This is a genomic window from Mesorhizobium sp. WSM4833 (assembly GCF_055811095.1).
This window is the reverse complement of record NZ_JBVVQG010000005.1, coordinates 301,236-323,404: the sequence shown is the minus strand read 5'-3', so window position 1 is coordinate 323,404 and position 22,169 is coordinate 301,236. Positions and strand designations below refer to the sequence as shown.

General features: G+C 63.2%; 23 protein-coding genes. 10 read left to right on the top strand and 13 right to left on the bottom strand.

Annotated elements, in window-relative coordinates:
* The first annotated feature begins 145 nt into the window (after positions 1–145).
* On the top strand, positions 146–706 hold the full coding sequence (locus tag AC0L2D_RS12330) for a fasciclin domain-containing protein (protein WP_473541142.1): 561 nt from the start codon (positions 146–148) through the stop codon (positions 704–706).
* A gap of 183 nt (positions 707–889) precedes the next feature.
* Here AC0L2D_RS12330 and AC0L2D_RS12325 read toward each other — a convergent pair whose 3' ends face one another.
* Genes AC0L2D_RS12325 through AC0L2D_RS12315 form a run of 3 tightly spaced genes read right to left on the bottom strand, consistent with a single transcriptional unit; the run spans position 890 to position 4,177 of the window.
* A complete protein-coding gene (locus tag AC0L2D_RS12325) occupies positions 890–2,431 on the bottom strand; it encodes a DHA2 family efflux MFS transporter permease subunit (protein WP_064992787.1) in 1,542 nt (513 codons plus the stop codon).
* Positions 2,428–3,720 carry an HlyD family secretion protein gene (locus AC0L2D_RS12320; protein WP_473541141.1) on the bottom strand — a complete coding sequence of 431 codons (1,293 nt, stop codon included), beginning with the start codon at positions 3,718–3,720 and terminating at the stop codon, positions 2,428–2,430. Before AC0L2D_RS12320 ends, AC0L2D_RS12325 begins: the two co-directional genes overlap by 4 nt.
* Entirely contained in the window at positions 3,713–4,177 is a 465-nt protein-coding gene (locus AC0L2D_RS12315; RefSeq protein WP_473541140.1) for a MarR family winged helix-turn-helix transcriptional regulator, read from the bottom strand. The genes AC0L2D_RS12320 and AC0L2D_RS12315 overlap by 8 nt, the downstream gene beginning before the upstream one ends.
* A 178-nt stretch (positions 4,178–4,355) precedes the next feature.
* Between AC0L2D_RS12315 and AC0L2D_RS12310 the strand changes: the two genes are divergently transcribed.
* The 3 genes from AC0L2D_RS12310 (at position 4,356) to yihA (ending at position 6,089) form a co-directional block, all read left to right on the top strand.
* Positions 4,356–4,670 carry a hypothetical protein gene (locus AC0L2D_RS12310; RefSeq protein ID WP_024502096.1) on the top strand — a complete coding sequence of 105 codons (315 nt, stop codon included), beginning with the start codon at positions 4,356–4,358 and terminating at the stop codon, positions 4,668–4,670.
* A gap of 124 nt (positions 4,671–4,794) precedes the next feature.
* Positions 4,795–5,433 (top strand): CatB-related O-acetyltransferase, encoded by a 639-nt coding sequence (locus tag AC0L2D_RS12305; protein ID WP_027161114.1) that lies wholly within the window; start codon positions 4,795–4,797, stop codon positions 5,431–5,433.
* Positions 5,430–6,089 carry a ribosome biogenesis GTP-binding protein YihA/YsxC gene (gene yihA / locus AC0L2D_RS12300; protein WP_024502094.1) on the top strand — a complete coding sequence of 220 codons (660 nt, stop codon included), beginning with the start codon at positions 5,430–5,432 and terminating at the stop codon, positions 6,087–6,089. The genes AC0L2D_RS12305 and yihA overlap by 4 nt, the downstream gene beginning before the upstream one ends.
* A gap of 91 nt (positions 6,090–6,180) precedes the next feature.
* Here yihA and AC0L2D_RS12295 read toward each other — a convergent pair whose 3' ends face one another.
* Positions 6,181–6,915 (bottom strand): TetR/AcrR family transcriptional regulator, encoded by a 735-nt coding sequence (locus AC0L2D_RS12295; RefSeq protein WP_013528496.1) that lies wholly within the window; start codon positions 6,913–6,915, stop codon positions 6,181–6,183.
* Between the two features lie 132 nt (positions 6,916–7,047).
* Between AC0L2D_RS12295 and AC0L2D_RS12290 the strand changes: the two genes are divergently transcribed.
* Together AC0L2D_RS12290 and AC0L2D_RS12285 are read left to right on the top strand one after the other, a co-directional pair.
* Complete coding sequence (locus AC0L2D_RS12290; RefSeq protein ID WP_473541139.1) at positions 7,048–8,247, top strand: HlyD family secretion protein; 1,200 nt, start codon at positions 7,048–7,050, stop codon at positions 8,245–8,247.
* Positions 8,248–8,269: 22 nt separating this feature from the next.
* Positions 8,270–9,865 (top strand): DHA2 family efflux MFS transporter permease subunit, encoded by a 1,596-nt coding sequence (locus tag AC0L2D_RS12285; RefSeq protein WP_024502091.1) that lies wholly within the window; start codon positions 8,270–8,272, stop codon positions 9,863–9,865.
* A gap of 173 nt (positions 9,866–10,038) precedes the next feature.
* On the opposite strand, the gene msrB is transcribed toward AC0L2D_RS12285, so the two are convergent.
* The 4 genes from msrB to AC0L2D_RS12265 form a co-directional block, all read right to left on the bottom strand.
* Positions 10,039–10,542 carry a peptide-methionine (R)-S-oxide reductase MsrB gene (gene msrB / locus AC0L2D_RS12280; RefSeq protein ID WP_013528493.1) on the bottom strand — a complete coding sequence of 168 codons (504 nt, stop codon included), beginning with the start codon at positions 10,540–10,542 and terminating at the stop codon, positions 10,039–10,041.
* A gap of 213 nt (positions 10,543–10,755) precedes the next feature.
* Positions 10,756–11,313 carry a fasciclin domain-containing protein gene (locus AC0L2D_RS12275; protein WP_013528492.1) on the bottom strand — a complete coding sequence of 186 codons (558 nt, stop codon included), beginning with the start codon at positions 11,311–11,313 and terminating at the stop codon, positions 10,756–10,758.
* Between the two features lie 221 nt (positions 11,314–11,534).
* Complete coding sequence (locus tag AC0L2D_RS12270) at positions 11,535–12,263, bottom strand: anti-sigma factor (protein ID WP_013528491.1); 729 nt, start codon at positions 12,261–12,263, stop codon at positions 11,535–11,537.
* Positions 12,260–12,799: a sigma-70 family RNA polymerase sigma factor gene (locus tag AC0L2D_RS12265; protein ID WP_013528490.1), complete on the bottom strand. Its 540-nt coding sequence runs from the start codon at positions 12,797–12,799 to the stop codon at positions 12,260–12,262. The genes AC0L2D_RS12270 and AC0L2D_RS12265 overlap by 4 nt, the downstream gene beginning before the upstream one ends.
* A gap of 152 nt (positions 12,800–12,951) precedes the next feature.
* On the opposite strand from AC0L2D_RS12265, the gene AC0L2D_RS12260 reads away from it, so the two are divergent.
* Together AC0L2D_RS12260 and argB are read left to right on the top strand one after the other, a co-directional pair.
* Complete coding sequence (locus tag AC0L2D_RS12260; protein ID WP_473541138.1) at positions 12,952–14,451, top strand: amidase; 1,500 nt, start codon at positions 12,952–12,954, stop codon at positions 14,449–14,451.
* A gap of 103 nt (positions 14,452–14,554) precedes the next feature.
* Positions 14,555–15,448, top strand: coding sequence for an acetylglutamate kinase (gene argB / locus AC0L2D_RS12255; protein WP_013528489.1), 894 nt, complete (start codon positions 14,555–14,557; stop codon positions 15,446–15,448).
* An 8-nt stretch (positions 15,449–15,456) separates the two neighbouring features.
* On the opposite strand, the gene bchE is transcribed toward argB, so the two are convergent.
* Together bchE and AC0L2D_RS12245 are read right to left on the bottom strand one after the other, a co-directional pair.
* A complete protein-coding gene (gene bchE, locus AC0L2D_RS12250) occupies positions 15,457–17,025 on the bottom strand; it encodes a magnesium-protoporphyrin IX monomethyl ester anaerobic oxidative cyclase (protein ID WP_473541137.1) in 1,569 nt (522 codons plus the stop codon).
* A 117-nt stretch (positions 17,026–17,142) separates the two neighbouring features.
* Positions 17,143–17,619 (bottom strand): Lrp/AsnC family transcriptional regulator, encoded by a 477-nt coding sequence (locus tag AC0L2D_RS12245; protein ID WP_024502088.1) that lies wholly within the window; start codon positions 17,617–17,619, stop codon positions 17,143–17,145.
* A 136-nt stretch (positions 17,620–17,755) separates the two neighbouring features.
* Here AC0L2D_RS12245 and phhA point away from each other — a divergent pair, with 136 nt between their 5' ends.
* Complete coding sequence (gene phhA, locus AC0L2D_RS12240) at positions 17,756–18,592, top strand: phenylalanine 4-monooxygenase (RefSeq protein ID WP_224620819.1); 837 nt, start codon at positions 17,756–17,758, stop codon at positions 18,590–18,592.
* Between the two features lie 122 nt (positions 18,593–18,714).
* Here the strand turns inward: phhA and AC0L2D_RS12235 are convergent, their stop codons facing one another.
* The 3 genes from AC0L2D_RS12235 to AC0L2D_RS12225 all read right to left on the bottom strand — a co-directional run bounded on the left by AC0L2D_RS12235 (position 18,715) and on the right by AC0L2D_RS12225 (position 21,283).
* Entirely contained in the window at positions 18,715–20,154 is a 1,440-nt protein-coding gene (locus AC0L2D_RS12235; RefSeq protein WP_473541135.1) for a GMC oxidoreductase, read from the bottom strand.
* Positions 20,151–20,327: a hypothetical protein gene (locus AC0L2D_RS12230; protein ID WP_082826619.1), complete on the bottom strand. Its 177-nt coding sequence runs from the start codon at positions 20,325–20,327 to the stop codon at positions 20,151–20,153. Before AC0L2D_RS12230 ends, AC0L2D_RS12235 begins: the two co-directional genes overlap by 4 nt.
* Before the next feature lie 194 nt (positions 20,328–20,521).
* Entirely contained in the window at positions 20,522–21,283 is a 762-nt protein-coding gene (locus tag AC0L2D_RS12225) for a GGDEF domain-containing protein (RefSeq protein ID WP_013528483.1), read from the bottom strand.
* Positions 21,284–21,443: 160 nt separating this feature from the next.
* Here AC0L2D_RS12225 and AC0L2D_RS12220 point away from each other — a divergent pair, with 160 nt between their 5' ends.
* Positions 21,444–22,157 carry a pyrimidine 5'-nucleotidase gene (locus tag AC0L2D_RS12220; RefSeq protein ID WP_013528482.1) on the top strand — a complete coding sequence of 238 codons (714 nt, stop codon included), beginning with the start codon at positions 21,444–21,446 and terminating at the stop codon, positions 22,155–22,157.
* Positions 22,158–22,169 lie beyond the last annotated feature (12 nt).

Sequence of the window (22,169 nt, the reverse complement as noted above, 5' to 3'; positions counted from 1 at the left end):
CCGCCTCGCGCGGGGCTTTTCGTTTAAGCAGCTCCGGCATCACGTTCCCGTGATCGGCGAAACTTGCGCCCCCTCGGCGGCGTGACTGCCTGTGCGTTTCCAAAGGCTATCAATTCCGATCAGCCCTCACACGGAGGAAGACCACATGCGCTTGCCGTCATTCAGGATCATCGCCCTTTCCGCACTCGTCGCCGGCGTGGCGATTGCCGCGCCCGCCTATGCCAAGAACCCGAATGTCGGCGGCGCGCCGATGTACACAACCAAGAACATCGTCGAGAACGCCGTCAATTCGAAGGACCACACGACGCTGGTCGCCGCGGTCAAGGCCGCCGGCCTGGTCGACACGCTGCAAAACGCTGGCCCGTTCACAGTCTTTGCCCCGACCAACGCAGCGTTTGCGAAACTGCCCAAGGGCACCGTCGACACGCTGCTGAAGCCGGAGAACAAGGGCAAGCTCACCAAGGTGCTGACCGCGCATGTCGTGGCCGGCAAGATCTCCGGCGCCGAGATGATGAAGAAGGCCAAGGCGATGGGCGGCAAGTACGAGATGAAGACCGTCTCCGGTGACACGCTGACCGCCGAAGTCAAGAAGGGCAAGCTCTACATCATGGATGAGTCAGGCGGCGAGGCGCGAGTGACGATCGCCGACGTCAACCAGTCGAACGGCGTCATCCATGTCGTCAACAAGGTGTTGTTGCCGAAGTAACGGCTTTCGGCAGGGGATCAAGGCAGGTCCGTTGGGGCTTTCTCGGGCCTGCTATCCCCGCCTCATGACGAGGTGCCATGTTTCTTGGGAAGTCGTATCGGCATCGGCCGGGGTCCTGTCCCTCACAGGACCCCGGTTTCTTTTTGGCTGTTGCCTGTGCAGCCGGATAAGTTTCGAGCGTCGTCACTCCATCACGGCGCTGTGGTCGATCTTGGCCGGAGTCGCCGGCTTGCGCAGCAACAGAACCAGCGGAATGGCAGCAAGCGACAGGATCATCATCAGCTTGAAGTCGTTCATATAGCTGATGATCGTGGCCTGCAGCGTGACCACGCCGTCGAGCGCGGCGCGGCCCGCGGCGCTGTAGGGATCCATTGCCTGGAAGATCGCCGGATTGCTGAACGCCTGGTTGTAGGGTGTCACATAGGTGGCGATGTTGGCGTGGTTGATCTGCACGTTCTGCGTCAACAGCGCGGTGACCACCGAGATGCCGACGCTGGAGCCGATGTTTCGTGACAGATTGTAAAGGCCTGTGCCTTCCGCGCGCCGCTCCGGCGCCAGCGTGGCGAAGGTGATGGTGGTCAGCGGCACGAACAGGAAACCCAGGCCCGCGCCCTGGATGAAGCCGGTGCTGATGATCGTCCATTGCGAGACGTCAGGCGTCCAGCCGGTCATGTCGTACATCGCCCAGGCGGTGACCAGCAGGCCGGTTAGAAGCAGCCAGCGTGTGTCCACCTTGCCGATCAGCCTGCCGACCAGGAACATGCAAGCCATGGTGCCGAGACCGCGCGGCCCCATGACGATGCCGGCCGTCACCACCGGATAGCCCATCAGCGTCTGCAGATAGGGTGTCATCAGGGCCAGCGAGGCCAGATAGGTGATGCCGATGATGAAGATGAAGATCATGCCGACGGCGAAATTCCTGTCGAGGAACAGCCGCGGGTTCACGAAGGTGTTTTTGGCGGTGAAGGTGTGGACGAGGAAGATGTAGAAGGCCGACGCGCAGATCAGCGCCTCGACGATGATCTCGGACGACGAGAACCAGTTGAGCTGCTCGCCGCGATCGAGGAACATCTGCAGCGATGCGATGGTGACGCTGAGCATGCCGAAGCCCAGCCAGTCCAGCCTTGCCTTGAGGTCGGTCTTGGTTTCCTGGACGAACATCGACACGCCGGCGAAGGCCAGGGCGCCGATCGGGACGTTGATGTAGAACACCCAGCGCCAGCTGACATTCTCGGTCAGCCAGCCGCCGATGACCGGCCCGAGCACCGGCCCGACCATCACCGAAACGCCGAACAGCGCCATCGCCGAGCCGCGCTCCTCGACGCTGTAGATGTCGAGCAGGATGCTCTGTGCCAGCGGCACCAGGGCTGCGCCGAACAGGCCTTGCAGCAGGCGGAAGCCGACGATCTGCGGCAGCGACTGCGCGAACCCGCACAGCACCGATGCGACGACGAAGCCGGTGATGGATATCAAAAGGATGCGCTTGCGGCCGAAACGATTGGCGAGGTAGCCCGAAGGCGGCGTCATGACGGCCGCCGCGACGATGTAGGACGTCAGCACCCAGTTTATCTGGTCGGCGCTCGCCGAAACGCTGCCCTGGATATAGGGCAGCGCCACATTGGCGATGGTCGTGTCCAGCGCCTGCATGATCACGGCCAGGATCACGCAGGCGGTGATGGCGCCGCGATTGGCGACCACGCCACCTGTCGCGGAGGCGCCGGTCATGACTTTTGTCCGAACCGACCGAGGAGGTCCGTCACGAAGTCCGGCAGGCCGCGCGCATGGCCGGTATCGATGCCGACCACGACGCTCATCCCGCCGCGCAGCGGCGGCTTGCCCTGGAGATCGTCCACCGTCACGCGCATCGGAATGCGTTGCACGACCTTGACCCAGTTGCCGGTGGTGTTCTGCGCCGGAAGCAGCGAGAAGCTCGACGACGACGCCGGGCCGATCGAGGCGACCGTGCCGTGCCAGACGGCACCGGGGTAGCTGTCGACGCTGATCGTCGCCGTCTGTCCCGGCCGCACATAGGTCAGTTCGGTTTCCTTAGGCTCCGCCGCGATCCACAGATCGGTCGCCGAAATCAGGCTGAACGCCGGCTGCGAAGCCGGCAGGTACTTGCCGACCTGAAGCGCGTCGACATTGGTGACGATGCCGTCGAATGGCGCCTTGACGATGGAATCGGCAAGGTTGCGCTGGGCGTCGTCCACCGCCGACTGCGCCTGGAGATAGAACGGGTTCTTCTCCACCGGCTGGCTGGCGTCGCCGCCGAGCTGGGCAAGCGTCGCCTGTGCCTGCGCTTGGGCAACGGACACTTTCTGGCGGGCGGCGACGAGGTCGTGCTGGGCGCTGTCGAAGGTCGCCTTGGAGGAGGTGGAGGTCTTGAGCAGATCCTGCTGGCGTTGGAAAGCGGCCTCGTAATAGGGGATGTCGGCCTGCGCCTGCTCGATCAGCGCCTGCGACTGCTGGTAGCTCGCCTGCAAGGTCAGCACCTGGTTGCGCACTGTGCCGAGCTGTGCCTGGGCGGCGGCAAGAGCGGTTTCGAAAGAGGCCGGCCGCAACCGGAAAAGCACCTGGTCCTTCTTCACCGCCTCGTTCTCGTGCACGTCGATCTCGGACACAGTGCCGGAGACATCGGTGGAAACGCCGAGCGACTGCGCCTGGATGTAGGCATTGTCGGTCGTCATGACCTGGCCGCCGATGACGTAGTAATAGCCGCCGACGACCAGCGCGAACGGAAGCAGGGCAAACAGGATCGGCCGTGCCCGGCCGCGCTTGGGCTTGACCGGCGCCGGAGGCGCCACCGCAACCCCGGCCTGGCGTGGCTCCTTGGACGGAGCCTCGAGCGCCGCCGGCTCCAGGGCGACCGGTGCTTCGAGCTCGTCATTGTCGATGACGGTGCCGGCTCGCCTTTGCTCGCGTTCGCTGTCCAGCCGGATGACTTGGTCGCGCGCCCGGTCGGCGGCGGATCCGTCTTCTTCGACAGGCTTCTTTGGTGAGGTTGATTCAGCCATGTGTTTTCTCCCGGTCGGCGGCAGGCTGGGCGCAAGCCGCGAGCAGATTGGATTTGATGAGGGATAGGGTTTGCAGCAGATGCAGTTGCGCATCCGCGGAAAGGCCGACAAAGGCCTCGTCACGCGTCTTCCGCCCATTGCCGCGCATGATTTCGATCAGCGGATGGGCTTGCGGCTTCAGGTACAGCAGCCATGCCCGGCGGTCAGCGGGATCGGGCCGGCGCTCGATGAAGCCGCTTGCTTCCATCTTGTCGAGCAGCCGGGCGAGCGTGATCGGCGTGATCTCGATCAGGTCCGCCAGTTTGTTCTGGTGGATGCCTTCATGCAGGCTGAGATAGGCCAGCACCTGCCACTGGGCGCGGGTCAGCCCCGATGCCCGCGACCTCTGCTCGAACCGCTTTCGAAGCAGGCGCGCGACATCGTGCAGCACGAAGCTGATGTCGGGTGACGATGGCATGGGAGGTACTGGAGTTTTTCGGCGCAACTGTTAGTGAGCATGCTTATTATCATCATGCACATAATCTTGCTGGACGCGGTGCGCAAGACGGACTAAGCCCGCCTGGAAAAAATGACGCATGGGCTGCGACCCACCCAAAGGCTCAGGTAGCGGGCTGTTGCCGGGCAAGGATACGACGATGAATTGGCTGAAGATCGCGACCGTGGCGGCCATTGCGGGATGGCCGGGCATTGCGCTCGCAAAGGGCGCCGTCAGTTGCGGCGGCGCCGCCATGCTGGGTGGCGCGCAATTGAACTGCAGCCACGTCGAACCCCAGGCGCCGCCTCAGTTTTGCACCTATAGCTGGGCTCTCCACATGCCGGCCGGCGACCAGAAAATCGTCGAAGGCAGCTTCATGCTGCCGCCCGGCGCCACGAATGTCACCGTCTATCAGGGCAGCGGTTTCGACAGTGCGCTGTCCGATCCGATCGTGATTTGCCGCGGCAGCAAATGAGCAAGGCCGTCAAGGAAAGCTCGCTCGTCGCCCGATTGGTGCTATAGGGCGGATCACGCTATTTTGAACGGGCGCATTCGAGTTTCGGATGCACCTGGCGGCCATTTCTCTGACGGATTTCGACATGGACGGACCCAACCCAGACATCAAGCACCCGATCCCGATGCATACCCGCGTCGGCTTCCTCAAGGGACTGGTGAACGCGCCGAACATCGAGATCGGCGACTTCACCTATTATGACGACCCCGACGGGCCGGACAAATTCGCCGAGAAATGCGTCCTGCATCACTATCCGTTCATAGGCGACAAGCTGATCATCGGCAGGTTCTGCGCCATCGCCGAGGGCGCGCGCTTCATCATGAACGGCGCCAACCACGCCATGTCCGGCTTTTCGACCTATCCGTTCAATATTTTCGGCCATGGCTGGGAAAAGGGTTTTGATCCGGCGACCTGGTCGAAGGAGGTGCGCGGCGACACCATTGTCGGCAACGACGTCTGGATCGGCATGGAGGCGGTGATCCTGCCCGGGGTGGAAATCGGCCACGGCGCCATCGTCGCTGCGAAATCAGTGGTGACGCACGACGTGCCGCCCTATGCGATCGTCGCCGGCAACGCGGCCAAGGTGGTAAAGATGCGTTTCGACGACCGGACAATCAGGCGGCTGCTGGCGGTGGCGTGGTGGGACTGGCCGGTAGACAAGGTCAGCCGCAACCTCGATGCTATCCGGGGTGCCAATATTTCTCTTCTGGAGGCAGCAGCTTGAACGCTCTGAACAGCAGCATAATCGGCACCGAACTGTTTACGCGAGGGTGGATCTTCATCCGCGGCGTGCCGGCGATGAAGTTCCTGCCACCGGAAGGGCCGCCGGAAATCGCCTTTGCCGGCCGCTCGAATGTCGGCAAGTCGTCGCTGATCAATGCGCTGGTCAACCAGAAGGGGCTGGCGCGCACTTCCAACACGCCGGGGCGCACGCAGGAGCTCAACTATTTCGTGCCGGATGGATTTTCGGGCGAGGGCGCCGACCTGCCGCCCTTGGCGCTGGTCGACATGCCCGGCTACGGCTACGCCACCGCGCCCAAGGAGAAGGTCGACGAGTGGACCAAGCTGGTCTTCGATTACCTCAAGGGCCGGGTCACGCTGAAACGCGTCTATGTGCTGATCGACGCCCGTCATGGCATCAAGGCCAAGGACGACGAAGTGCTGTCGCTGCTCGACAAGGCGGCGGTGTCCTACCAGATCGTGCTGACCAAGACCGACAAGATCAAGACTGCCGGCGTGCCGAGGCTGATCGAGGAGACGCTGGCAAAGATCAAGAAGCGGCCGGCGGCGTTCCCGTTCGTGCTGGCCACCTCTTCTGAAAAGGCCGAGGGCCTTCAGGAATTGCAGGCAGCCATCGTGCTTGCCGCCAATGGCGGCTAAAGCATCCGCACCTTAGAGCAATTCTAGGAAAAGTGTGAAGCGGTTTTCCGTCCAGAATTGCGTCTAAACAAAGAGTTAGAGCATGATCTGGCTAGGGCTTGGCCTCGATAGCAATCGTCTGATGGCCTTCTTCCGCCACAAGCCTTTCGGTACCGTAGGCCTTCAGGAACATGCTGACGCCTGACCTGACGATGTGGTCGATCTCGTCCTGGGTCGGGGCCTTGGTGCGGTAGGCGAAGATGCACTGGCGGAACAGACCGGCCAGGCACAGTTCGGTGAACTGATAGGCGGCAAGATCGACATCGTCGATGCGCAGCAGGTCGCGCTCGATGGCGGCATTGAGAAAGGCCGCGACCTTGTCGTGGCCACGCTTGGGACCGCGCTCGTAAAAACGCGCGCCCATGTCGGGGATACGGTCTGATGCCCCGATCACCGTGCGCTGCGCTTGGACGACCTTGGCCGACGTGATCTTGAGAGCCAGCACCTTGCCGAACTTCACCAGCGTCTCGCGCAGGTTGTCGGCGTTGTCCAGCACGTCATACATGTTCTTGAAGATGGTGCCGCGCTCTTCCTCGATCAGCGCCTCGAACAGCTCTTCCTTGTTGGCGAAGTAGACGTAGATCGTACCCTTGGAAACGCCGGCCTCGCGGGTGATGTCGTTCATCGAGGCGGCTTCGAAGCCCTTGTCGATGAAGACACGACGGGCGCCGTCGATGATCTGGCTGCGCTTGGCCGGATCCTGCCCCGCGGCCGGGCGGCCACGGCGCAAGCTTTCCAACAGGTCGTCACACGACTCGTTTTCGACATTGGGCGGGGTCTCGGCCATGAAAGTCACACCTCGAAAATAATTCGAACCAAGCGGTTCGATTGCCCTTGATATGGTCCTCTTTACGCGCTATGTCAACGGCCGTATCGAACCGAACGGTTCAGTATTATATTATAACTTTAGAGAGATGTCATGTCCTCGAACGCGCCGACCACAGCCGAAGTCCGTCCCTTCCCCAACGCCAAGGTTGCGCCAGCGACGGAAGCACCGGAAGTACCTGTCCAGCCCGTCTCGTCGCCGCCGGCAGAGGCTCCGGCCAGGAAGAAGCGTTCGGTGCGTTCCTTCCTGCTGCCGATCATCGGTGTTGCCTTGCTGGGCGCCGGCGCCTGGTATGGGTACGACTACTGGACAACGGGCCGCTTCATGATCTCGACGGACGATGCCTATGTCCAGGCGGACATGGCGTTCATCTCGCCCAAGATTTCCGGCTATGTCGATCAGGTCAAGGTCAGCGAGAACCAGCTGGTCAAGGCCGGCGATCCGCTGCTCGTCGTCGATGACGGCGATTACAAGATTGCCGTCGCCCAGGCCGAGGCGCAGATCGCCACCTTGAGCAAGACGCTCGACCGTATCGACGCCCAGACCGACGCGGCCCGCGCCTCGCTGCAGCAGGCCCAGGCGCAGAAGGTCGCCGACCAGGCCGTGGCCGACAACGCAGCCAAGGTCGCGGCGCGCGCCTCCCAGCTGCTCAAGACCCATGTCGGCACGCAGGCGCAGCTGGACGACGCCCAGACCGCGGTCCAGCAGGCCGATGCCGCCCTTGTCGGCGCCGACGCACAGATCGCCGCCGCGCAAGCCAATATCGGCGTGCTGCAGGCGCAGCGCGCGGAATCGGCGAGCACGCTGGCGTCCCTGCAGCTCAGCCATGACAAGGCGCTGCGCGATCTTTCCTTCACCGTGCTCAAGGCGCCATATGACGGCATCGTCGGCAACCGCTCGGTCGAGCAGGGCGACCTTGTCAGCCCCGGCCAGAAGCTCGCCGTCATCGTGCCGATGGACAAGCTCTACATCGTCGCCAACTTCAAGGAGACACAACTTGCCCGGCTGGTTCCCGGCGAGAAGGTCAGGATCTCGGTCGATGCGACCGACGGCCAGGACTTCGAGGGAACCGTTTCGTCGCTGGCGCCGGCTTCGGGTGCCGTGTTCTCGCTGCTGCCGCCCGAAAACGCCACCGGCAACTTCACCAAGGTCGTGCAGCGCGTTCCGGTCCGCATCGATGTGCCGGCCGATGCGCTGAAGAGCGGTAAGCTGCGCGCCGGCCTGAGCGTCGTCGTCGCCGTCGACAGCCGCACCGCCCCATCCGGGTCGGCGTCAGTGGCAGCGTCGAATTGAGCGGCGGCCGGGGAGCAATGCCATGGCAACCGCAACCCTGACAGCAGGAGCGCCGCCGGCGAGGCCGGCTGTGCCTGACACCATTTCGACGCGGCGCGTCATCGCCTTCCTGGCGATGGTGTTCGGCATGTTCATGGCCATCCTCGACATCCAGATCGTCTCCGCCTCGCTGTCGGAGATCCAGGCCGGCCTGAGCGCCAGCTCCGACGAAATTCCGTGGGTGCAGACCGCCTACCTGATCGCCGAAGTGGTGATGATCCCGCTGTCGGGCTTTCTCAGCCGGATGCTGTCGACGCGCGTGCTGTTCACCATCTCGGCGGCAGGCTTCACCGCGGCCAGTGCGCTGGCGGCGACCGCCACCAACATCGACCAGATGATCGTCTACCGCGCCGTCCAGGGCTTCATCGGCGGCGGCATGATACCGAGCGTCTTTGCCGCTGCCTTCACCATCTTCCCGCCCTCGCGCCGCGCCGTCGTCTCGCCGATGATCGGCCTCGTGGCGACGCTGGCGCCGACCATCGGCCCGACCGTCGGTGGCTATATCAGCCATGCCATGTCCTGGCATTGGCTGTTCCTGGTCAACGTCGTGCCCGGCATCCTGGTGACAACGGCGGCCTGGACGCTGATCGACTTCGACAAGCCCAACCTCAAGCTGTTCAGCAAGTTCGACTGGTGGGGCCTCGCCGGCATGGCGGCTTTCCTGGGCTGCATGGAATATGTGCTCGAGGAAGGCCCCAACAATGACTGGCTGCAGGACCAGGGCGTCTTCATCTGCGCCGTCGTCATGACCGTCGGCGCGGTGCTGTTCTTCTGGCGCGTGTTCACCGCCGAGGAGCCGATCGTCGACCTGAAGGCCTTCACCAACATCAACTTCGCCTTCGGCTCGCTGTTCTCGTTCGTCATCGGCATCGGTCTCTACGGCCTGACCTATCTCTACCCGGTGTTCCTCGGGCGCATCCGCGGCTACGATTCGATGATGATCGGCGAGGCTCTGTTCGTCAGCGGCCTGGCGATGTTCTTCACCGCGCCGATCTCGGGCATCCTGTCGAACAAGATGGACCCGCGCCTGATGATGATGATCGGCTTCTTCGGCTTCGCCACCGGCACCTGGTGGATGACGCATCTGACCGCCGACTGGGATTTCTATGAGCTGCTCATCCCGCAGATCCTGCGCGGCTGTTCGATGATGCTGTGCATGGTTCCGATCAACAACATCGCGCTCGGCACCTTGCCGCCCGAGCGGCTGAAGAACGCGTCCGGCCTGTTCAATCTCACCCGCAACCTTGGCGGTGCCGTCGGCCTTGCGCTGATCAACACCGTGCTGATCGACCGCAACGCCTTCCACTACGCAAGGCTCTCCGAGCATGTGCAATGGGGCAGTGAAGCCGCGCAGACCAAGCTGCAGAACATGACCCGCAATTTCGAGCAGACCCCCGGCCTCGACGCCACAAGCGCTGCGATCTCCAAGTTGTCTGGCATGGTCCAGCAGCAGGCGGCGCTGCTGTCCTTCATGGACGTGTTCTTCATGCTGACGGTGCTGTTTGCGACGCTTGGCCTGTTCACCATGCTGATCCGCAAGCCGGCCGCACCGGGTGGCGGCGGCGGTGGGGGGCACTGATACGGAGCAATTCCAGGAAAAGTGCGCAGCGCTTTCCCTTGGAGATTGCGACAAGACAAAGATACGTGGGCAGCGGTTTCGGGAAGCTCCTCCAGTCCATGCCCGAAAAGCTCTGACCGCGCAAAAAACTCCGGGCCGCAAGCCCGGATTTTTTTGCATTCCAGTCTATGGACTCAGGCCGTGGCGGGTTTGAAGGTCAGCGCGACGCCGTTGATGCAGTGGCGCAGGCCGGTCGGCGCCGGACCGTCGTCGAAGACATGGCCGAGATGGCCGCCGCAGCGGCGGCAATGTGCCTCGGTACGCGTCATGCCGAGCGACCTGTCCACGGTCGTGCCGATCGCCTTGGGGATCTCTTGCCAGAAGCTCGGCCATCCGGTGCCGGAATCGAATTTCGTCTCCGACGAATAGACCGGCAGGTCGCAGCCGGCACAGGCGAAAATGCCCTTGCGGTGTTCGTTGAGCAGCGGGCTGGTGCCGGGGTACTCCGTGCCTTCCTTGCGCAGCACGTCGAAGGCGGCCGGCGACAGGATGGCTTTCCACTCGGCGTCGGTCTTGACGACCTCGAAGCTCTCGGCCGCTTGTGCTGCCTGCGGATCGCCCATGCGCAGCATCGTTGCCGCGGCCCCGATCACGCCGATGGCGGCGGCACCGCTCAAAAGAAAGTCGCGACGGTTCATGACCAGTTCCTCCTGATGTCCTTTTTGCCAAACTACACCGCCGCGCGGAAATCAAAAGCCGGTGACGGTAGCCCCTCGAACGAACACTCCGCGCCCTCCCACATCCGAATGCAGGCGGGCGCGAAGTGCACGGGCCAATTGCGGATCACGGGAGCGGGATCGTGCAATCGACGGAGGGTCCTTGCCGTCAGTTCGCCGGCAGCAAGCCCCTTGTTACATCTTGGGCAAAAGAACCTTGTCGATGACGTGGATGACGCCATTGGACTGTTCGACATCGGCGATCGTCACATTGGCGACATTGCCGTTCTCGTCGGTGACCGTGACCTTGCCGCCGTCGGCCTTGAGCGACAATTCGCAGCCGCCGACCGTCTTGACCTTGTGGGTGCCGCCGTCAGCCTTGGCCATCGCGGCCACATCTGCTCCCATCGCCTTGGCGCCGATGACATGGCAGGTCAGGATCTTGGTGAGCTTGTCCTTGTTTTCTGGCTTGAGCAGCGTCTCGACCGTACCGGCCGGAAGGGCTGCGAAGGCTTCGTTGGTCGGCGCGAACACGGTGAACGGACCGGCGCCCTGCAGCGTCTCGACAAGGCCGGCGGCCTTCACGGCGGCGACCAGCGTGGTGTGATCCTTCGAGTTCACGGCGTTCTCGACGATGTTCTTGTTGGCATACATGGCGGCGCCGCCAACCATCGGGTTTTCGGCGTAGGCGGCGGTGGCAAGGGCCGAAACGGCGATCGTACCGGCGAGCAAAAGGGTGGCGTATCTACGCATGATGTCGAACTCCTCGGGTTTTTCTCTTCCCATTTTTGGGGACGCGAGGAGATACGGAACAAACTCGCCCGAGTTTCAGAAATATTGTGATTTTTGATTTTATCCATGGCGCCAGAGGGATTTCCCGAGCCATCGGCCGCCTGCCGACATGCTGTCTACGGGCATGTTCAGCGAAGGATAGACTTATGATAGTCTGTTGTGATTTTCAGGTGAAGAGCCGGTCAGATGCTCTTCAGGTCGCCAGCGGCAACCACCGGTCCGGTCGGCTGTCCGGTCGGCGAACCGCCCGACGGCTCGAGGCTGACGGCAAGCACTGCGCCCTGGGCAAGTTTCTGATGGGCCGCCGGCGAGACGATAATATGCGCCGTTGCACCTGCCGGAATGACGCCCATCGAGACCGGCGGGTTCTTGCCCTCGATCATCCACAGCTCGAAGTCCTTGCCGGAAGCACGCTCACCGGAGACATGCGACAGGCCGACTTCGTGATGCGCGGCGTCGTAGACGGCAAGATATTTGACGTCGCTGCCTTCGGCGGCCAGCGAAGCGACGAGTCGCGCCTGCGGCTGCTCGACCGGTGGGTTGAGAATGGGCACGGCGATGTAAATCGCCAGTGCCGCAACCGCGGCTGCGGCAAGGCCGCGCCAGAAGGCCAGGCTGGACCACAGGCCGCCGCGCACTTCGGCGGGCCTGCTCACCGCGGCAGCGGTAGCGAACAGGCGGCGGTCGACCGCGGTCTTCACCGAAACCGGCGGCTCGACTTCCCGATAGGCGGCGGCAAGCGGTGAGAGACTGACCTCCCAGTCCTCGACAAGACGGGCGAAAGCCGTATCCGCATCGATGCGGCGAGAGACGATCTGGCGTTCGTCGGCATCGAGCACGCCGAGAACGTACTCGGCGGCGAGCAGGTCGTCGCCTCCACGTTCCGGTCCTGTGTCTTCTGCCAGCGTCATCTTTCCAGGCATTCTCTGAGTTTCAACAGGCTGCGGCGCAGCCATGTACGCATCGTGTTTAGCGGCACGCCATGGCGCTCCGCCAGTTCGGCATAGCTCTCGCCCTTGAGATAGGCGCCCCGGACGGCTGCTGCCCGGTCCTTCTCCAGCTCATCGAGACAATGGTGGATACGTTCGGATTCGTCGCCCGCCACCGCCATCGCTTCAGGCCCCGGCGCCGGATCGGCCACATCGAGCGCGGCATCGATGTCGGCGGCGGGTTTGCGCCGCGCTCTGATGCGATCGATCGCATGATTGCGCGCGATTGCCACCAGCCAGGAGATCGGGCTAAGATCGGAAACAGCAAAACGGTCAGCCTTCGTCCATATCTTGACGAAGACTTCCTGCAGCGCTTCTTCCGCGTCTCCCCGGTCGTTCAATACACGAAGACAGACGCCAAAAAGTTTCGCGCTGGTCTGCCGGTAAAGCAGATCGAACGCGGCCCGATCCTTCATCGAAGTCCGAACGATCAGCTTGGTGATGTCCTGCGGCGTCATTGCAGGCAAATTAGGCGATTGCCATGTATTTGCAACGACGGAAATAACCTTGTGCACGCCTAAGCTTTTGTGTGTCGCCGGCCCGGATCCGTCGGTCGATTGCCAATGGAATTGCCACTGGCTAGCTTGCCTTCATTGATGGGGGAGCGCGCATGTCGGTCGAACGAATCCTTTGGGAAGAAGATGCCACCGGCCTCGCCAATCTGGTCCGCAAGGGCGAGGTTTCGGCCGTCGAACTGACCGACGCCGCGATTGCCCGCGCCGAGGCCACCCGTCCCGACATCAATGCCACGGCCGAACCGCTCTACGATGCCGCCCGCGCCCGCGCCAAGACCGTCGACCCCTCGCTGCCGCTGGCTGGTGTTCCCTTCGCCATCATGGATCTCGGCATCGCCATCAAGGGCGTGCCGACGCATGGCGGCAGCCGCATTCCGGCATGGCTGGCCGACGTCAATTCGGCGCTGACCGACCGCTATCTCGCTGCCGGACTTATCCCGATCGTCACCTCGACATCGCCGGAGCACGGGCTTCGATTGATGACCGAATCCAGGGCCTTTGGCATCACCCGCAATCCGTGGAACACCGGCCATACCAGCGGCGGCTCTTCGGGCGGTTCGGCAGCACTGGTCGCAGCCGGCGTCGTGCCGGTGGCGCATGCCTCCGATGGCGGCGGCTCGATCCGTGTGCCTGCCGCCTGCACCGGACTTGTCGGCCTGAAGACGTCGCGCGGCCGTATACCGCTGACGCCCCTGGTGAGCGAAAGCTGGTACGGCATGGTCGTCGACCATGCGCTCACCCGTTCGGTGCGCGATTGCGCGCTGCTGCTCGACCTGACCCACGGGCCCGATCCTCTGTCGCCCTATGCCGCGCCGCGGCCGAAAGGCACGTTCGCGGCTGCCGCCGCACGCGATCCCGGCAAGCTCAGTCTGGCCGTGTACCGCAAATCGCCGCTTCGCCTGCCGATCTCGGACGAGACGCTCAAGGCGCTCGACACGGCGGTGGCGCTTGCCCGCGAGGGCGGCCACACGGTCGAGGAGATCGACTTGCCCTTTATCGGCCGCGATTTCTTCGCCGATTTCTGCAGGACGGTTGCCTCCGCCGTCGCTGGCACGATGCGGGCCGAAGCGCTGCGCGTCGGCCGTTCCGTTGCCGGCGACATCGAGCGGGCCACGCGCGTGCTCGCCCGCTTCGGCGAACTGGTGTCGTCCGGCGAGACCTATGCCGACCTGCAGCGGCTGCATGCCGCCTCACGGCGGCTGATCGCAGAGACCGCGCAGTATGACGCCGTGCTGATGCCGATCATTGCCCACCCGCCGCTTGCCTGCGGCGCAATGGATCCGAAAGGCGCCGACGACCTCATCGAGAACCTGCTCGACAAGCTTCACCTGACGCCCTTGCTGAAGCTGAAGCCGTTCTTCGGCCAGTTGATGGACAAGAGCCTCTGGTTCACCCATTGGCCGGCGATCCAGAATGTCAGCGGCCAGCCATCGATCGCCCTGCCGGTCCATGTCACCGACGCCGGCCTGCCGATCGGCGTCCAGGCTGCCGGCCGTCCGGGCGACGAGGAGACGCTTTTGTCGCTCGCCGCGCAGATGGAGAAGATCTCGGGTTGGCTGGGCCGCAGGGCGCCGCTGATGGTGCCGACACGATGACGAGGCCGTGAGGCGCTCGAATATGACAGCAAAGCCATTTGCGGGCGGCGCCAATTCCCGCTAAGACGCCGCCGTCCTTACCGATCTTCAGGGAAAAAAGCCGATGACGGAAATAACCGCCACCGCCGAAATGCAGGCAGCCCTGTTGTCGCGGGCGCTGCCCTACATGCAGCGCTACGAGCACAAGACGGTCGTGGTGAAATATGGCGGCCATGCCATGGGCGACATCGAGCTCGGCAAGGCCTTCGCGCGCGACATCGCGCTGCTCAAGCAATCCGGCGTCAACCCGATCGTCGTCCACGGCGGCGGCCCGCAGATCGGCGCCATGCTGGCCAAGATGGGCATCGAATCCAAGTTCGAAGGCGGCCTGCGCGTCACCGACCAGAAGACGGTCGAGATCGTCGAAATGGTGCTGGCCGGTTCGATCAACAAGGAGATCGTCGCGCTGATCAACGCCGAGGGCGAATGGGCGATCGGCCTGTGCGGCAAGGACGGCAACATGGTGTTCGCCGAAAAGGCCCGCAAGACCATGATCGATCCGGACTCCAACATCGAGCGCGTGCTCGATCTCGGCTTCGTCGGCGAGCCGGTCGAGGTCGACCGTACCTTGCTCGATCTTCTGGCACGCTCCGAAATGATCCCGGTGCTGGCGCCGGTGGCGCCGGGACGCGATGGCCACACCTACAACATCAACGCCGACACCTTCGCCGGCGCCATTGCCGGCGCCTGCCAGGCGACGCGCCTGCTGTTCCTCACCGACGTGCCGGGTGTGCTCGACAAGAACAAGAAGCTGATCGACGAACTGACCGTGGCCGAGGCCAAGGCGCTGATCAAGGACGGCACGGTCTCGGGCGGCATGATCCCCAAGGTCGAGACCTGCATCGAAGCGATCGAGCGCGGCGTCGAAGGCGTCGTCATCCTCAACGGCAAGACCCCGCATGCGGTGCTGCTGGAACTGTTCACCGAACATGGCGCCGGCACGCTGATCGTGCCCTGAGGGGCTCGTCAGCCGGCTAACTTTCTCGCCTCGGAATCTTCAATATTGTCGATGGTGGGAATGGCGGGCTTTCTGGCCGGGCGTCGAACGGACATCGATTCCTCCTCGGCGTCCTGCGGCGCGCCCCAGAATTCGGCCAGCGTCGGGCCGTCTTTCACCCTGATGTCGCGGACCAGAAAGCCCCAGACCTCGCGGAACCACACGCGGCGGCCCATCTGTGTGTACCAGCGCATCGAATGGCGCTGCTCGGGATCCTTGTGGAACAGGATGCGGGCCAGCGCCTTCGGCCGTGATTGCACCGCCAGCTCGATCAGCTTGACGCTGAAGAACAGCATCCACGGCCTCAGCCGCGTCATCTGCAGCACCTGGTGCTTGTAGTCCCACAGGCGCGCATCCTGCTGGATCACCTTGCGATCCCGCGCGATGCGGAAGAACGGCGTCCAGCGATGCGGCGTCACATAAAGCGCCTGGATCTGGTCGGGGTCGTAGGCGATGAGTTGGCGAAAGCCGCGCCACAGGTCGCGAAATCCTTCGTCCTCGAAGCCGGACACCCAGGTCGCCATAGACAGGATGCCGCTGAGACGCAGCAGCCTTATCGCCTCGCGATCGGATGAGGTGCTGCCGCCCTTGCGGATCAATTGAAGCGTCTGCTCGTCGGTGTTTTCCATGCCGAGCAGCCAGCGGATGACACCGGCCTTGCGGTAGAGATGCAGGATGTCGGCATCGCGCACGATGTCGTCGGCACGGGTCGAACCGACGATCAGCACCGGCACGTTCTCGGCGATCAGGGCATCGAGGAAGGCCCGCCAGGCTTTCTTCGAGACCGTCGGATTCTCGTCGGCGAGATTGATGAGCTCGACGCCATGTTGGCGATGCAGCCATGCGATCTCCCTGGCGAATTTCACCGGATCGCGATGCCGCCAGCGGGTCCAGAAGCCACGCTGGCCGCAATAGTTGCACAGATGCGGACAGCCACGCGAAAACTGCATGACCACGGCCCGCTTGCCGCCCCAGTAGCTGTAACTGGTATGGTCGATCAGTTCCCAGCCGACGCGGTAGGCGTCGAGGTCGGCAATGGTCATCGCCGCCTGTGTGGCGAAGGGGCGGCTGAGATCGTCGCGATAGGCGATGCCGGCCACGCTCGCCGCCGGCTGGCGCATTTCCAGCCCTTCGACCAGCGCCACCACGGTCGCTTCGCCCTCGCCGCGCACGATGAAGTCGAAGGCATCGGTAGCGGCCAGGATGTCGCGCCAATGATAGGTCGGGAAAACGCCGCCATAGATGATGATGGTCGCCGGCTCGCGCTCCTTGATCATGCGCGCGATCGCCAAGGCGGTCGGGTGCGCCGAGGTCGAGCCGGAATGGCCGATCAGGACGAAGTCGGGGTGGTCCTCCAGTGCGCTGCGCACGACGTCATCGAGCGGCATCGGCCCGAACTCGGCGTCGACGAGGCGCACCTGATGGCCGGCATCGATCAGCGGCCCGCCGATCGCCAGCAGGCCGAGCGGCGGCAGGTGATCGTCGGGCACGCGGCTGCCGATGGCGGTGTGCGGCGGATTGATCAGGACGATTTTCATGGCGGACCTCCTGGGCAGTTGGTCCGCACAAGCTGGCCGGCGATGTGGACACGCGCTTGGCCCGTTTCAGCAGTTTGCGTGCAGCTTTTCCTCAAGGAGTGCGAAGGGCAGGCATTGTCATCGCCTGAGATGCCCGAGCGGCACATGGCCCGGGCCCTTGATGTTCTGCAGCACCAACTGCGTGTGGACGTCGCGCACGCCGTCGAGCCGCATCAGCCGGTGCATGACGAAAGCGTTGAGCTCGTCGACCGACGGCACCATGACATGCAGCAGAAAGTCATGGTCGCCGGTCATCGTCCAGCACGAGGAAACCTCGTCCATGCGCTGCACGGCGGCGATGAAGCTTTCGGGCGAGCCGTCGCTGTGGCTGACGAGGCGCACCTGGATGAACACCTCGACCATCAGCCCGACAGCGCGGCGGCTGATCACGGCGGCAAATCCCTTGATGATGCCGGCCTCCTGCAGCGCCTCGAAGCGCCGCGCGCATGGTGTCGTCGACAGGCCGATCTCTTGCGCCAGCTCGGAAACCGGCTTGCGCCCGTCGCGCTGCAGGACATCAAGCATCTTGATCTCGAAATCATCGAATCGAGGCATTTCCACTCCTTCCTGGGAATTTGTGAGTGAATATTATCCCGATTTCCGAATTCGAACCATCATCAAAACCGATTCGCCTCCGCAAACCCGCTTAACCTTCAACACCTCAGCCATTTGCTTTGCGAGGAGAAAAACCATGACGACGATGAGCGTTGCCGAATATGCCCGCGACTGCGCGGCGCAAGGATTGCGCGGCGACTACTCGGTCTGCCGTGCCGATTTCACCGTGTCGCAGGGTTACGATTACAGCGATGAAGAGCAGGCGGTGTGGCGCACGCTGTGCGACCGCCAGACCAGACTGACGCGCAAGCTCGCCCACCATTCCTACCTCGACGGCGTCGAAAAACTCGGCCTGCTCGACCGTATTCCCGACTTCGACGAGGTCAGCGCCAAGCTGCGCAAACTGACCGGTTGGCAGATCGTCGCGGTGCCGGGGCTCATTCCCGCGGCCCCGTTTTTCGACCATCTCGCCGATCGCCGCTTCCCGGTCACCAACTGGCTGCGGACCAGGCAGGAGCTCGACTACATTGTCGAGCCCGACATGTTCCATGATTTCTTCGGCCATGTGCCGGCGCTGTCGCAACCGGTGTTCGCCGATTTCATGCAGATGTATGGCGAGAAGGCCGGCGACATCATCGCGCTGGGTGGCGACGAGATGATTTCCCGGCTCTACTGGTACACGGCCGAATATGGCCTGATGCAGGAGGCCGGCCAGCCGCTGAAGGCCTTTGGCGCCGGCCTTATGTCGTCGTTTACCGAGCTGCAGTTCGCGGTCGAAGGCAAGGACGCCCACCACGTGCCCTTCGACCTGGAAACGGTGATGCGCACCGGCTACGAGATCGACAAGTTCCAGCGCGCCTATTTCGTGCTGCCGTCCTTCGACGCCTTGCGCGATGCCTTCCAGACCGCCGATTTCGCGGCAATCGTCGCCCGGCGCAAGGACCAGCCGGCGCTCGACCCGGCGACGCTCTAGAGCAATTCCAGGAAAAGTGTGAAACGGTTTTCCGTCCGGAATTGTGTCAAACAAAGAGTTAGAGCGGATCGCCGTTCCGTGAAACGGTGAACTGCCCTAGGCAGCATGCTGCCCTGCAGCCGTCAGGCGGTGACCACCTTGCTGAGATGGTCGCCCAGCCGGCAGGCCAGCGCGGTGATCGTCGTCGTCGGGTTGCATTGACCCGACGTGCAGAACACCGAGGAGCCGCCGACATAGAGATTGTCCATGCCGTGCACCTTGCAGTTGGCGTCGACCACGCTCTTGCTGATGTCGGTGCCCATGCGCGTGCCGCCCATATGGTGATGGCCCGCCGTCTCGTCGTTGGTCGGATAGTCCTGACCATTGCTGATCCAGTCGGCAATGCGCACGCGGCCGAGATTCTTCTCGATCAGCGTTGCGCCGAACAGTCTGAGCCCTTCGAGAAGGGTGCGATGTTCCAGTTCGGATTTCTTCCAGTGCAGTTCGATGCGCGGCACGCCGGCATGGTCGACATCGGTCTTCGACAACTCGATCTGGTTGGAGGCCAGCGGGGCCTGTTCCCAGGCGACGTAGAGCTGGGCCGCGCAGCGCAGTCTCTGACTGAGCTGGTAGGACATCCATTCCGCCATGCTGGGCGCCGTGCAGGCGAGGTCGGCGATAAGGCTCTTGACCCCGGGATACGGCGTCTCGATCAGCCGGATGCCGAAATTCATGATCTGCAGCCGCTCCATGGCGGCGAGTGTCGGCGAGAAGAAGGCCTCGTTGACGGCGTCGACCTCGAACGCGTTATAGTCGGCCAGGATGGCGTTGCCGCCCTCGAAGGTCGGATGCTCCATCCAGTAGCGGCCAAGCGCAGTTGCATTCGGCACGACGCCGCCGTTCGTGCGCTGGTTGGACCACAGAAGCAGCCGCGAATTCTCCAGCCCACCGGTGCAGACGATGAAATAGTCAGCGCTGAACGAGCCGGCATCCTGCCCGTTCGACCACAGCCTGGCGCCAGTCACGCGTCTGCCGTCGCCGGCAAGTTCGGTGGCACAAGTGTTGAGCACCACCGCGATGTTCGTGGCCTTGTCGAGTTCATCGCCGAACTTTTCGGCGAAGCGCACGGCCGGGCTCTTGATCAGCTGCACCCAGCGAATGTCGTCCGAGATCGGCATATCGGGCCGGAGGGCCGGAAGGTCGAGAATATCGCGCACTTCCGGCAGATAGGGTTCGATGTCGGTGCGGGCGATTGGCCAGCCCGTATCGGGTACCCAGGCCTTCGGCTCGAAATCCTGCTTGTCGAGCACGCGGCACCAGCCTGCCCAGTGGTTGGAACTGCCCCCCATGAACCGCAGCCGGGTGATGTCGAGATCGAAATAGAAATCCCCGACCGTGCTGCCCCGGTAAAAGTCCTGCGAGTCGTCGCTGAATTCGCGCGGACCGGCCTCCATCACCACCACCGGAATGCCGGCCGCGCCAAGCTTGCGGGCAATGGTCATGCCGGCCGGACCGGAGCCGAGGATGCAGACCTTCGGGGTGAAGTTCGCAGCGCGATACGCCTCGTAGCTGTCGAAGATCATGCCAGGTCGCTCCGCTTCAGGATCCAGCCATCGACCTCGACGATCTCGTTCGGGTCGGGCTTTGGACCGGCGGCATCGGCATCAGGCAGCTTGCGGAACAAAGACAGGGCAGGCAATGCGATCAACGCCTGCACGAGCGCGCGGCGTGACATTTTCTTGATGATGAAACTCATGGCTGGTCTCTCGGCTGGGCTTCGGCACTGCATGGCGTTCCCAGAACGGCAATTCCCGGAACGACACATGCATCACCGTGGAAGCCAGTATCGTGCCAAGTCTGGCCGCAAAGCAGTGAAAACCCGGCTAAGCGGCACAACCGAGTGCAAACAGGGTTAGAGTTTTCTTAACAGGCCGGTTGCGGCAGATCGGATCACGCCGCCTCGGAAATGCCGGTGTCGATGATCGTCAGGTTACGGCCCTGGTGCTTGGCCTGGTAGAGGCGCCGGTCGGCGGCGCGCATCAACTCCGACACGCTGGCTTCCTCGCCGCAGACAGTACCGCCGATGCTGACCGTGAGCGGAATGGTCCGCTCGTCGACGGGCCGGAAGCGGATCAGCTCGACTTCGCGGCGAATGCGCTCGGCGACGCGCTTGGCCTCCTGCTCGGTGGCGCCAACCAGAAAGGCGCCAAATTCCTCGCCGCCGATGCGGCCGAGCACATCGCCGCTGCGCACGCCGCGCTGAATCGCGCTGGCGATCAAAAGCAGCGCGTCATCGCCGGTCAGGTGGCCGAAATTGTCGTTGATGGTCTTGAAGTGGTCGGCATCGATGATCAGCAGCGCGCCGCGATCGGACTTGCGGCGCGAACCGTCGAGCGCGGCAAAGAAGCTTTCCCGGTTGAGCATGCCGGTCATGTCGTCGCGGCTCGCCTTTTCCGCCAGGCGGCGATGCGCGGCGGCGAGCTGGGCATGGGCTCGGGCGAGATCGCGATGCGCGTTTTTCAGCCTGTCGCTTTGCCAGAAAGTGCTTGCGCTGGCGGCCCACGCCAGCACCAGCGGACAGAGCGTGGAGGTCAGCCAGATCGTCCGGTTGACCGGAAATCCCATGGCCGGAACGATGATCAGGGTCAGCAGGAGAGAGGCCGCGACTGAGGCGAAAGCAACGGCGGCGGATCTCAGAATTATGCTGTTCATCGCTTGCTCCCACAAGACTGCCTCTCTGCCAGCAAGCCCTGAAGGCCACCTTTCCCAGATGCCTAAAATTTGAATCGTGAGACGATTTACGCAACCTCAACGAGCAGAAGTTGTGGATAAAGTCGCTTTCGGAATGCGCGTTTCATGCCATAAGGAGCCCATGACCACGCTCCCTGACCCCGCCCGCTTCGCCCATGTCACCGACTGGGTCTTCGATCTCGACAACACGCTCTATCCGCACCATTCGAATCTGTTCTCGCAGATAGACGTCAAGATGACCGCGTATGTCGGCGAACTGTTGGCATTGCCGCGCGACGATGCGCGCAAGTTGCAGAAGGAGCTCTACCGCGAATATGGCACGACGCTGAACGGCCTGATGACACGCCACGGCATCGACCCCGACGATTTCCTCGAGAAGGTCCACGACATCGACTATTCATGGCTGGTGCCCGATCCCGTTCTCGGCACCGCCATCCGCCAGCTTCCCGGCCGCAAGTTCATCTTCACCAACGGCGACCGCAGGCACGCCGAGCGCACCGCGCGCCAGCTCGGCATCCTCGACCATTTCGACGACATCTTCGACATCGTCGCTGCGGGGCTCAATCCCAAGCCGGCGCGCCAGACCTACGAGAAGTTCGCCGAACTCCACGCCGTCACCGGCCACAATGCGGTGATGTTCGAGGATCTTGCCCGTAACCTTTCGGTGCCGAAGTCGCTCGGCATGACCACGGTGCTGATCGTGCCGCGCAATTTCGAGCCGACCTTTTCCGAGATATGGGAGCGCGACCCGGCCAATGAGGATGATGTCGATTTCGTCACCGACGATCTGGCGGGGTTTCTGACGGCGATTGTGGAGAGGGGGGAGGGGAAATGAAGAAATGATGAA

What these genes read in the sequence shown, in the direction of transcription:
- AC0L2D_RS12310 (WP_024502096.1), top strand. Translation starts at nt 4,356, where the DNA reads ATGAATTGGCTGAAGATCGCGACCGTGGCGGCCATTGCGGGATGGCCG.
- AC0L2D_RS12330 (WP_473541142.1), top strand. Translation starts at nt 146, where the DNA reads ATGCGCTTGCCGTCATTCAGGATCATCGCCCTTTCCGCACTCGTCGCC.
- AC0L2D_RS12245 (WP_024502088.1), bottom strand. Translation starts at nt 17,619, where the DNA reads ATGCCTCGATTCGATGATTTCGAGATCAAGATGCTTGATGTCCTGCAG.
- AC0L2D_RS12220 (WP_013528482.1), top strand. Translation starts at nt 21,444, where the DNA reads ATGACCACGCTCCCTGACCCCGCCCGCTTCGCCCATGTCACCGACTGG.
- argB (WP_013528489.1), top strand. Translation starts at nt 14,555, where the DNA reads ATGACGGAAATAACCGCCACCGCCGAAATGCAGGCAGCCCTGTTGTCG.
- AC0L2D_RS12235 (WP_473541135.1), bottom strand. Translation starts at nt 20,154, where the DNA reads ATGATCTTCGACAGCTACGAGGCGTATCGCGCTGCGAACTTCACCCCG.
- AC0L2D_RS12225 (WP_013528483.1), bottom strand. Translation starts at nt 21,283, where the DNA reads ATGAACAGCATAATTCTGAGATCCGCCGCCGTTGCTTTCGCCTCAGTC.
- AC0L2D_RS12325 (WP_064992787.1), bottom strand. Translation starts at nt 2,431, where the DNA reads ATGACCGGCGCCTCCGCGACAGGTGGCGTGGTCGCCAATCGCGGCGCC.
- phhA (WP_224620819.1), top strand. Translation starts at nt 17,756, where the DNA reads ATGACGACGATGAGCGTTGCCGAATATGCCCGCGACTGCGCGGCGCAA.
- AC0L2D_RS12270 (WP_013528491.1), bottom strand. Translation starts at nt 12,263, where the DNA reads ATGACGCTGGCAGAAGACACAGGACCGGAACGTGGAGGCGACGACCTG.
- AC0L2D_RS12290 (WP_473541139.1), top strand. Translation starts at nt 7,048, where the DNA reads ATGTCCTCGAACGCGCCGACCACAGCCGAAGTCCGTCCCTTCCCCAAC.
- AC0L2D_RS12285 (WP_024502091.1), top strand. Translation starts at nt 8,270, where the DNA reads ATGGCAACCGCAACCCTGACAGCAGGAGCGCCGCCGGCGAGGCCGGCT.
- AC0L2D_RS12320 (WP_473541141.1), bottom strand. Translation starts at nt 3,720, where the DNA reads ATGGCTGAATCAACCTCACCAAAGAAGCCTGTCGAAGAAGACGGATCC.
- AC0L2D_RS12295 (WP_013528496.1), bottom strand. Translation starts at nt 6,915, where the DNA reads ATGGCCGAGACCCCGCCCAATGTCGAAAACGAGTCGTGTGACGACCTG.
- AC0L2D_RS12265 (WP_013528490.1), bottom strand. Translation starts at nt 12,799, where the DNA reads ATGACGCCGCAGGACATCACCAAGCTGATCGTTCGGACTTCGATGAAG.
- msrB (WP_013528493.1), bottom strand. Translation starts at nt 10,542, where the DNA reads ATGAACCGTCGCGACTTTCTTTTGAGCGGTGCCGCCGCCATCGGCGTG.
- bchE (WP_473541137.1), bottom strand. Translation starts at nt 17,025, where the DNA reads ATGAAAATCGTCCTGATCAATCCGCCGCACACCGCCATCGGCAGCCGC.
- AC0L2D_RS12230 (WP_082826619.1), bottom strand. Translation starts at nt 20,327, where the DNA reads ATGAGTTTCATCATCAAGAAAATGTCACGCCGCGCGCTCGTGCAGGCG.
- AC0L2D_RS12275 (WP_013528492.1), bottom strand. Translation starts at nt 11,313, where the DNA reads ATGCGTAGATACGCCACCCTTTTGCTCGCCGGTACGATCGCCGTTTCG.
- AC0L2D_RS12315 (WP_473541140.1), bottom strand. Translation starts at nt 4,177, where the DNA reads ATGCCATCGTCACCCGACATCAGCTTCGTGCTGCACGATGTCGCGCGC.
- AC0L2D_RS12260 (WP_473541138.1), top strand. Translation starts at nt 12,952, where the DNA reads ATGTCGGTCGAACGAATCCTTTGGGAAGAAGATGCCACCGGCCTCGCC.
- AC0L2D_RS12305 (WP_027161114.1), top strand. Translation starts at nt 4,795, where the DNA reads ATGGACGGACCCAACCCAGACATCAAGCACCCGATCCCGATGCATACC.